Raw genomic sequence first — 3864 nt, forward strand, 5'->3', positions numbered from 1 at the left:
TACGCATGGTCACTGGCTTTGTACAAAGCCTGATTAAACTTTGCGGATTAGATTGGACAGCGCCAGACTATACGACGCTTTGCAGAAGACAAAAACATATTGATATTGCGATTAGCTACCAAAAAAGTAGCAATGGTCTACATCTACTCGTAGATTCAACTGGTTTAAAGTTTTTGGGCGAAGGTGAATGGAAACGGAAGAAACATCAGCCTGAATATCGTCGACAATGGCGTAAGCTTCACATTGGTATAGATGCTGAAACGCTGCAAATACGTGCAGTTCAGCTCACAACGAACAATATCAGTGATTCACAGGTGCTCGGTGATTTACTTGGTCAAATACCACTTGATGAGCGAGTAGATTCTGTCTATACCGATGGAGCCTATGACACTAAATGCTGCAGACGAGTGATCTCAGATCGTCAAGCATATGCGGTGATTCCGCCAAGAAAAAATGCGAAACCGTGGAAAGATACAAAAGTTCATTCGCAAGAGAGAAATGAATTACTAAAAACAGTTAAGCGTCTAGGAAGAGCCCTTTGGAAAAAGTGGTCTGGTTATCATCGGCGAAGTTTGGTCGAAACCAAGATGCATTGCATCAAATTATTAGGCGATAAACTCTACTCAAGGAATTTTGACAGCCAAGTGAATGAGATCCATGCACGTGTAGCCGTATTAAATAAATTTACAGAATTAGGCAGACCTCATACCCAAGTTGTAACCTAAATTTTAGCAACTTAGGAAAACTTTACCTTCAAAGGCTTTATGCAACAAAGCCTATGCCAAAGCATTGCATCAACTCATCTTAGGATGGTCGAAAAATACGCTTTAAACATTCAATTTACATGACAAATTTATGAAAATATTATTATGACTACTTATATAAATTTTCCTAATTGCAAAAAATAGTGTAGCAACTTGCTACACTATTTTTTTACTTTATTTTTCTAACATTCGTTTTAGGAAAGCTTTTAATTCTTGTAAATTTTGATCATCAAATTGGCCCATTTTTAAAGATACCTTTAATGTATTATGGTCAAATTTGATATTACCAGCAACTTTCCCATCATATTCAATTTTATGTACAATTGAAGTTTGAATTACTTCTTTCGTTTCTCTTGACTTAAAGATTTTTTCAGCTAGTGATGCCAGTTTTGTCTGTTCAACTTCTTTTTTAAGCAATTTTGACCATGCTTCGAATAATGCTTCTTTAGCTTTTTCATGGTTTTCATCATGATCTGATAGAAACTTTTTCACTGCTGTAGCAGCGGTCCGTGCTAATAATGACGGCTGTTTCTCCAAATCTTCAATCAACTCTCCAGGTAATTTTTCATAAGATAAATATTTATACATATCTTCACGATTCAAACCTAATGACTTTGCTAACTTCTGCTTATTTTTTTTTAATTTTTCATCCAAAGAAGTTAATCCAACATATATTTCATAATCTGTCAGATCTTCTCGCTTTAAATTTTCAGCTAATGTTAATAAAGCAGCTTCTTCATCCGATGCATCAATAATGATTACTTCAATGGTATTCTTATTGAGAAATTGGTGGGCTTTCAATCGTCTTTCACCAGCAATCAACTCATATTTATCATTTATTCTACGAACTGCAATTGGTTGTAATAGCCCAATTTCTTCAATTGATGCTGCTAAATCTTCAATATCTTGTTGATTAAAGAGTTTTCGAGGCTGGTTAGGGCTAGCCTGAATATCTGTAATTTGTACATTACGTCTTAGCTCTTTGACATCGTTAATATGCTCCTTTTGGGCATGTTGATGCTTTTGAGTATTTTGCTGAAGACGTTTAGCCAATAGCTCTTTATTACTTACCATAGTATTTCCAGAATTATATTATCCGACACGCTGAACAATTTCTTGTGCTAAAGTTTCAAAAGCTTTTCGAACTTTTGAGTTTTTATCAACAGATAATAAAGGTTGTTGCAAAATTGCAGCTTGATTAACCTTAGTGCTCATTGGAATTGTGGTATGCAATAATTCTCCAACTTGATTAAATGCTTCATCTTTTATTAATTTACATACATTCTGACGCTCATCATGTTTAATTAATAAAGCACCTAAGAGTTCTAATTCAGGGTTAACTCTTCTAATTTTACTTAAATGATTAATTAAATCAGTAACACCATAGAGACCGTATTGTGAACCAGATTCAATTGGAACAATAACATGTGTCGAAGCGGCTAAAGCATTGCTGGTTAGTAATTTTAAGCTAGGAGGGCAATCAATAAGAATGTAGTCATATAATCCTTCTAGAATTTCCAATTTATTTGAAAGTTCCTCGGATGGTCTTGGTGCATCATCTTTCAATTGATCTTCAGTTTTACCAAGAGTTAATGAGCCATATATTAAGGAAACATTTTTAAATTTTGTTTCTTCTTCTAATGCTTCCGATAATAGACTTATATCACCAATAAGTAATTCAGCTGATGTAGTTTCAACTTCGCTAGGGTGTCTTAATCCTATATGTAAACTTGCATTTGCTTGTGGATCCAGATCAATTACTAAGACCTTATTTCCTAATTCAGCAAGCTCTGAAGCAAGATGTACTACAGTAGTTGTTTTCCCGCAACCACCTTTATGATTAGCTACAGCAATGATTTTAGTTGACATATTTGTCTTAAGGAATTTACTTTGATTTCATTTAATATAAAGATATTTGTAGCAACTTGCTACAGTTCCTTTGTCATATTTTTATCTTTTGAATTCAAAAGATGTGGGAAAAACATTTCTTAACTTTTTTAAAAAATATAGCTAGCTAATTTTAATTAGTATTAATTAGTTAATTATAATTAAACAAGTTTTATTTGTTTAAAAAACAATTAGATAGATTTTTTAAAGTGGAAGGTTTGTCACTAATAAGTGGAAGGCCTGTCACTGATAAGTGGAAGGTTTGTCACTAATAAGTGGAAGGTTTGTCACTGATAAGTGGAAGGTTTGTCACTATGGTGGAAGACTTGTCATTGTGATTTATTTTAATGTGTATTTTTTAATTTAAAACAATACAATTCAACTGCTTGTGATGTTGATAAGTTTGTTTTTATTGAAATAAAGGTGGAAGACTTGTCATTAGATGTTTTTTATTCTGTGGATAAAATATTTGTATAAAATTTAATTGATAACATGATGTTTGATAGTCAAGAATATCGGAATGGTGGAAGGCTTGTCACTTTAATGGTGGAGTATATGTTGAGTAATTCCACTTTAGTGGTGCTGTAGGCTATTCCTACTTTCAAATTGATTGCTTGAGCGACACAGATGAATTATCAAAGGTGGAAGAACTGTCACTTAAAAGTGTTTATTTTTATATTTATTCCACCATAAGGCTGAATAGTACCAAAATTGCACTTTAATAGGGCTTTGTTGCATAAAGGTTTGAAAGATAGAAGCGATCCTAATTGAGCCAAATTTAAGTGACAACTCGGGTATGTGGTCTGCCTAAGTCCGTAAATTTATTTAATACTGCCATACGTGCATGAATCTCATTGACTTGGCTTTGAAAATTTCTCGCACTGAGTTTATCCCCCAATAATTTGATGCAATGCATCTTGGTTTCAACCAAACTTCGCCGATGATAGCCTGACCATTTCTTCCAAATAGTTCTTCCTAAACGTTTAACTGTTCGAAGCAACTCATTGCGTTCTAGCGAGCTCATCTTTTTATCTTTCCATGGCTTCGCATTTTTTCTTGGTGGAATCACTGCATGTGCTTGCCGATCCGCAATGACCTGTCGGCACTGTTTGGTATCATAAGCTCCATCGGTATAGACGGAGTCAACTCTCTCATCTTGTGGAATCTGATCGAGTAAATCACCAAGTACCTGTGAATCACTCACATTGTTGGT

Annotated in this window: 3 protein-coding genes and 1 pseudogene; 1 reads left to right on the plus strand and 3 read right to left on the minus strand. The window is 34.2% G+C overall.

What is annotated here, in order from left to right; all coding sequences use genetic code 11:
• Positions 1–725, plus strand: a 725-nt coding sequence (locus MKL51_RS17435; RefSeq protein ID WP_104039724.1) for an IS5 family transposase, incomplete at its 5' end; no start/stop codon positions are given.
• Between the two features lie 213 nt (positions 726–938).
• Here MKL51_RS17435 and MKL51_RS17440 read toward each other — a convergent pair.
• The 3 genes and pseudogenes from MKL51_RS17440 to MKL51_RS17450 all read right to left on the minus strand — a co-directional run.
• Positions 939–1838, minus strand: a complete 900-nt coding sequence (locus MKL51_RS17440) for a ParB/RepB/Spo0J family partition protein (RefSeq protein WP_005130172.1) — start codon at positions 1836–1838, stop codon at positions 939–941.
• A gap of 18 nt (positions 1839–1856) precedes the next feature.
• A complete protein-coding gene (locus MKL51_RS17445) occupies positions 1857–2633 on the minus strand; it encodes a ParA family protein (RefSeq protein WP_000104830.1) in 777 nt (258 codons plus the stop codon).
• A gap of 796 nt (positions 2634–3429) precedes the next feature.
• Positions 3430–3864, minus strand: a pseudogene (locus MKL51_RS17450) (IS5-like element ISAba13 family transposase); the annotation flags it as partial.

The organism is Acinetobacter sp. AOR18_HL (genome assembly GCF_027855145.1).
Classification (GTDB): domain Bacteria; phylum Pseudomonadota; class Gammaproteobacteria; order Pseudomonadales; family Moraxellaceae; genus Acinetobacter; species Acinetobacter pittii.